The 5,468-nt window shown below is 70.8% G+C and carries 6 protein-coding genes; 5 read left to right on the top strand and 1 reads right to left on the bottom strand.

All coding sequences use genetic code 11. The annotated features are described in order from the left end of the window. Positions 1-706 (bottom strand): MFS transporter (locus tag DBR36_RS09235; RefSeq protein WP_146185301.1); only part of this gene is annotated, 706 nt, incomplete at its 3' end. A gap of 105 nt (positions 707-811) precedes the next feature. Between DBR36_RS09235 and DBR36_RS09230 the strand changes: the two genes are divergently transcribed. The 5 genes from DBR36_RS09230 to folP all read left to right on the top strand — a co-directional run. Continuing rightward, positions 812-1,513: a hypothetical protein gene (locus tag DBR36_RS09230; RefSeq protein ID WP_146185300.1), complete on the top strand. Its 702-nt coding sequence runs from the start codon at positions 812-814 to the stop codon at positions 1,511-1,513. A 56-nt stretch (positions 1,514-1,569) separates the two neighbouring features. Continuing rightward, positions 1,570-2,121 carry a hypoxanthine phosphoribosyltransferase gene (gene hpt, locus DBR36_RS09225; protein WP_108318754.1) on the top strand — a complete coding sequence of 184 codons (552 nt, stop codon included), beginning with the start codon at positions 1,570-1,572 and terminating at the stop codon, positions 2,119-2,121. 134 nt (positions 2,122-2,255) lie between these two features. After that, positions 2,256-4,259 carry an ATP-dependent zinc metalloprotease FtsH gene (ftsH, locus tag DBR36_RS09220; RefSeq protein ID WP_108318752.1) on the top strand — a complete coding sequence of 668 codons (2,004 nt, stop codon included), beginning with the start codon at positions 2,256-2,258 and terminating at the stop codon, positions 4,257-4,259. Positions 4,260-4,265: 6 nt separating this feature from the next. After that, positions 4,266-4,853: a GTP cyclohydrolase I gene (gene folE, locus DBR36_RS09215; protein ID WP_108318750.1), complete on the top strand. Its 588-nt coding sequence runs from the start codon at positions 4,266-4,268 to the stop codon at positions 4,851-4,853. Beyond that, positions 4,850-5,468: dihydropteroate synthase (gene folP / locus DBR36_RS09210; protein ID WP_108318748.1), on the top strand; the 619-nt coding region annotated here is incomplete at its 3' end. The genes folE and folP, both read left to right, overlap by 4 nt.

Genomic DNA, 5,468 nt, shown 5'->3' with positions numbered 1-5,468 from the left:
CCGGAAGGAACGCCAGCAGCCGCGGCTGCACGAGTACGCGGAGGCGATCCGGGAGCGACGCGCGGGAGGGAGGGGTCCGGGAGGCCGTCGCCGGCCGCAGGAACGCCAGCACCAGCAGCGCGGCCACGACGTAGACCGCGGCGAGGGCGGCGAACGTCCAGAGTCCCAGCGCGCCGTAGAGCAGCGGTCCCGCGACAGCGCCCAGGGCGATCCCGCCTGACGATGACAGCTCGTAGAGGCTCGTCACCCGCCCGCGGCGTCGGGGGTCGCCGTCGCTCGCGTCGGCGAGGAGCCCGAGTGTCGTGGGCGCCGAGATCGCCGCTCCCGCGCCGTCGAGCAGCCTCGACGTGCCGACGATGACGACGACGAGAGCGATCGACGGTGCCGTCGCGATGAGCGACGCTCCGGGCGTCAGCAGGATGCCGATCGCGGCGAGCAGCGGTGCCGCGACGAGGAAGACACGGCGTCCGCGCCGATCGCTCGCCGACCCCGCGACCGGTGCGAGCACCAGCTCGGCGAGGAAGCTCACACCCGACAGGATGCCGAGCAGCAGCGGCCCCACCGACGCCCCCTGTCGGGAGAGCTCGACGAAGTAGGACCCCAGCGCGAGCGCGCCCGCCGCCGACGCGGTCCGCAGCAGCAGCTGCGCCACGATGACGGCGCCGGTGCCGCGCGTGCGCGGCGCGGACGACGGGGTGGAGGACATGTGTTCCCTTCCGGCTGAGCTACGGAGGCCGACGCTACCCGCTCGCGGAGGCGCTCGGCGGGCGCGACGGTTCCGGTCGGCGCCGATCCACGGCAGGGTGGGCCCATGCTGTCTTCGCAGGAGTCCGGGGAGTTGGCGCTGTTGCGCGAGCGGGTGTTCGGTCCCGCGGCTGCGCCCGTCCCTCCCGAGGTGGTTCGTCGCCTGTCGGAACTGGAGCAGAAGAACGTAACGGGCGCGACGAACGACGACGAGTCGGCATCGCCCGAGCCATTCGCGGAACCAGCGGACGGGGAGCGTTCCGCGCCGATGCCCGACGACCCGTCGCCGCCGGCTCGACCGCACCGCCGGCTCTTCGGCCTTCCGCTCGTCGGGGCGCTCGCCGCGTTCGCTCTGGGGGCCGCAGCCTGCGGCTCGATCCTGTCGCTCACGGCGGAACCCGGCATCCCGGAATTGGAGTGGGAGCAGACCGCCGAGGACCGGATCTTCTCGGTGCCCGAGGGGCAGGATCCCAACGCCGGGCTCGAGCCGGCATCCATCCGCTTCATCGCGAACGTCGACAACACGATCCTGTATCTCGGCTACCAGGCCGGAACGACGAACGTTTGCCTGGCCGCGATCACTCCGATCGAGCCGACGCCCGTTCTCTCGTGCGGATCGACGGCGGTGAGCGCCCGGATCGCGGACGACTTCTTCGTCTCGGTCGGACCGGTGGATGCCGCGTTCCGCGAGCAGGTCGGACGCGACCTGCCGGCTCACCGGCTCACCGAGAGCGTCTCGGCCTTCTACGCCGCCGATCCTGTCCTGTGAACCGATCCGCCGGGCCGGGGCACGGCATCCGGAATCCGGCGACGTAGACTTCTCCAATGCGCGCGGCCGACATCTCCGACGACATCAGCGAAGTCCTCCTCACCGAGGAGCAGATCCACGGCAAGCTCGCCGAACTGGCGACGCAGGTCGTCGCCGACTACGAGGGCCGCGAGGTCGTGCTCGTGGGCGTGCTCAAGGGGGCGGTCATGGTCATGGCCGACTTCGCCCGTCACCTGCCCGTCCACGTCTCGATGGACTGGATGGCCGTGTCGTCGTACGGCGCGTCCACCCGCTCGAGCGGTGTGGTGCAGATCCGCAAAGACCTCGACACCGACATCACGGGCAAGCACGTGCTGATCGTCGAGGACATCATCGACTCGGGCCTGACCCTCAGCTGGCTGCTCGAGAACTTCGCCTCGCGCGGGGCCGCCTCGGTCGAGGTGCTCGCGCTGCTGCGCAAGCCCGACGCCATGAAGGTCGAGGTCGACTGCCGGTACGTCGGTTTCGACATCCCCAACGACTTCGTGATCGGCTACGGGCTCGACTACGCCGAGCGCTACCGCAACCTGCGCGACGTGGCCGTGCTGGCGCCCCACGTCTACTCCTGAGGCGTGCCGCCGGAGGCGCGGCATCCGTTCCCCGTACGCCCTCGACGAACGCACAGGCCCGGCATAGTCCTGCCGCGTTAGCCTGATGCGACCGCATTCTGCGGAGGATCACGAAAGGGCTGGGCTCGCCCACCATGAATTTCAAGAAGATCACGCGAAATCCGATCGTCTACGTTCTGCTGGTCGGTCTGCTTCTGGTCATCGGTTTCTCCCTCATGTCCAATCTGAGCGGACCCCGCCAGGTGTCGACCAAAGAGGGCCTCGAGCTGCTCAAGGGCGGCACGGTCACCCAGGTCGTGACGAACGATCCCGATCAGCGCGTCGACCTGAAGCTCTCCGCGCCCTTCGAGGGCGCGAACGACGTGCAGTTCTACTTCGGCCAGGCCCGCGCCGACGAGGTCGCCAGCGCGATCGACGCCGCGGCCCCCTCGGACGGCTTCAACGACGTCGTGCCCAAGCCCAGCTGGTTCGACGGGCTCATCGGGCTGCTGCTGCCCCTGATCCTGCTCGGTCTGCTGTTCTGGTGGCTGCTCTCGAGCGCCCAGGGCGGCGGCAGCAAGGTCATGCAGTTCGGCAAGTCGCGCGCCAAGCTCGTCACCAAAGAGACGCCCACCGTGACCTTCCAGGACGTGGCCGGCTCCGACGAGGCGATCGAAGAACTCGACGAGATCAAGGAGTTCCTCAAGGACCCCAAGAAGTTCGAAGAGGTCGGCGCCCGCATCCCCAAGGGCGTGCTGCTGTACGGCCCTCCCGGAACCGGTAAGACCCTGCTGGCTCGCGCCGTCGCGGGCGAGGCGGGCGTGCCGTTCTACTCGATCTCGGGTTCGGACTTCGTCGAGATGTTCGTCGGCGTCGGCGCGAGCCGCGTGCGCGACCTGTTCAACCAGGCCAAAGAGAGCTCGCCGGCCATCATCTTCATCGACGAGATCGACGCCGTCGGTCGCCACCGCGGCGCCGGCATGGGCGGCGGTCACGACGAGCGCGAGCAGACGCTCAACCAGATGCTCGTCGAGATGGACGGCTTCGACCCCAAGGTCAACGTCATCGTCATCGCGGCGACGAACCGCCCCGACATCCTCGACCCCGCCCTGCTGCGCCCCGGCCGTTTCGACCGCCAGATCGGCGTCGACGCGCCCGACCTCAAGGGCCGTCAGCGCATCCTCGAGGTGCACGGCCGCGGCAAGCCCCTGTCGGACTCGGTCGACCTCGAGGTCGTCGCGCGCAAGACGCCCGGCTTCACCGGCGCAGACCTCGCCAACGTCTTGAACGAGGCCGCGCTGCTGACCGCCCGCTCCAACGCGCAGCTGATCGACAACCGCGCGCTCGACGAGGCGATCGACCGCGTCATCGCCGGTCCCCAGCGCCGCACGCGCGTGATGAAGGACAAAGAGAAGCTCATCACGGCCTACCACGAGGGCGGTCACGCGCTCGCGGCGGCGGCGATGAACCACACCGACCCCGTCACGAAGGTCACCATCCTTCCGCGCGGCAAGGCGCTGGGCTACACGATGGTGCTGCCGCTCGACGACAAGTACTCCGTCACCCGCAACGAGCTGCAGGACCAGCTGACCTACGCCATGGGCGGTCGCGTCGCCGAAGAGATCGTCTTCCACGACCCGACCACGGGTGCGTCCAACGACATCGAGAAGGCGACGAGCATCGCCCGCAAGATGGTCACCGAGTACGGCATGACCAACGAGGTCGGCCCGGTCAAGCTCGGCTCGTCGTCGGGCGAGGTCTTCATGGGCCGCGACATGGGCCACGGCCGCGACTTCTCGGAGCGCATCGCCGAGCGCGTCGACGCCCAGGTGCGCGCGCTCATCGAGCAGGCGCACAACGAGGCGTACCAGGTCATCAACGACAACCGCGAGGTGCTCGACCGCCTGGCCCTGGCTTTGCTCGAGAAAGAGACGCTCGACCACCTCGAGCTCGCCGAGATCTTCAAGGACGTCAAGCGCCTGACGCCGCGCCCGCAGTGGCTGTCGTCGGGCGACCGTCCCGTCTCGACGCTGCCCCCGGTCGATGTGCCCCGTCGTCCGCAGCCCGCGGGTGTCGCGGCGGCGACCGAGGCCGAGGCGCAGGCCGCGACCGCGGCGCAGCCCCGTCCGAGCGGACAGACGCGCCCGGCCACCGCCTGAGGCGCCGTGGCCGTCGATCGAGAACGCGTCGCCGCGCTGGTACGCGAGCTGCTGGAGGCGATCGGGGAGGACCCCGATCGCCCCGGCCTGCGTCAGACCCCGGTGCGCGTCGCGGACAGCTGGGCCGAGTTCTTCTCGGGAGTGAATCAGGATGCCGGTGCCCCGCTCACCCACACCATCTCGGTGTCGCGGGGGCCGGCGCCCGACACCCTGCCCTCCGGGGCGGTGATGCTGCGCGACATCGCGTTCCGCTCGATGTGCGAGCACCACCTGCTCCCCTTCCGCGGCCGCGCCCACGTGGCGTACCTGCCGGGGGAAGAAGTGGTGGGTCTCGGGGCCCTGCCGCGGGTCATCGACATCCTCGCGGCGCGCCCGCAGGTGCAGGAGCGCCTCGGCGAGCAGGTGGCCGACGCCATCGCGACGGCCCTGGATGCCCGCGGCGTGCTCGTGGTCCTGGATGCCACGCACGAGTGCGTCACGATGCGCGGCGGCCGTCAACCCGACGCCTCGACCGTGACCATCGCCGCGCGGGGCGTCTACGCCGAGCCGGTCGCCCGCGCCGAGCTGGTCGCCCTCATCGGAGCGCGCGCGTGACCCTGGTCATGGGGATCGTGAACGTCACCCCCGACTCCTTCAGCGACGGCGGTCGCTACCTCGACCCCGACGTCGCGATCGCCCATGCGCGCCTCCTGCGCGCGCAGGGCGCCGATCTTCTCGACGTCGGCGGCGAGTCGACGCGTCCGGGTGCTCAGCGGGTCGCGCCCCGCGTGGAGCAGCAGCGCGTCCTGCCGGTCGTCGAGGCGCTGGCATCCGAGGGGGCCTTCGTCAGCATCGACACGATGAACGCCACCACCGCGGTCGCCGCGGTGCGCGCCGGTGCGCGCCTGGTCAACGACGTGTCGGGCGGGCTCGCCGACCCCGACATGCTCACGGCCGTGGCCGAGACCGGTGCCGACATCGCTCTGGGTCACTGGCGCGGCCCATCCGCCGAGATGTATGCCCGCGCCGACTACGCCGACGTCGCCCGCGAGGTGGCCGACGAGCTCGACGAGCGCGTCGCCGCCGCCGCGGACGCGGGCATCGACGCGTCCCGCATCGTCGTCGACCCGGGCATCGGCTTCGGCAAGCGCGGCGCGCAGAACTGGCAGACGCTCCGCGCGCTCCCGGCCCTCGCCGCACGCGGGCACCGCGTGCGGCGAGGGCCGGGAG

The sequence above is a fragment of the Microbacterium sp. HMWF026 genome (genome assembly GCF_003061325.1).
Classification (GTDB): domain Bacteria; phylum Actinomycetota; class Actinomycetes; order Actinomycetales; family Microbacteriaceae; genus Microbacterium; species Microbacterium testaceum_E.
This window is presented reverse-complemented; position numbering and strand designations above follow the sequence as displayed.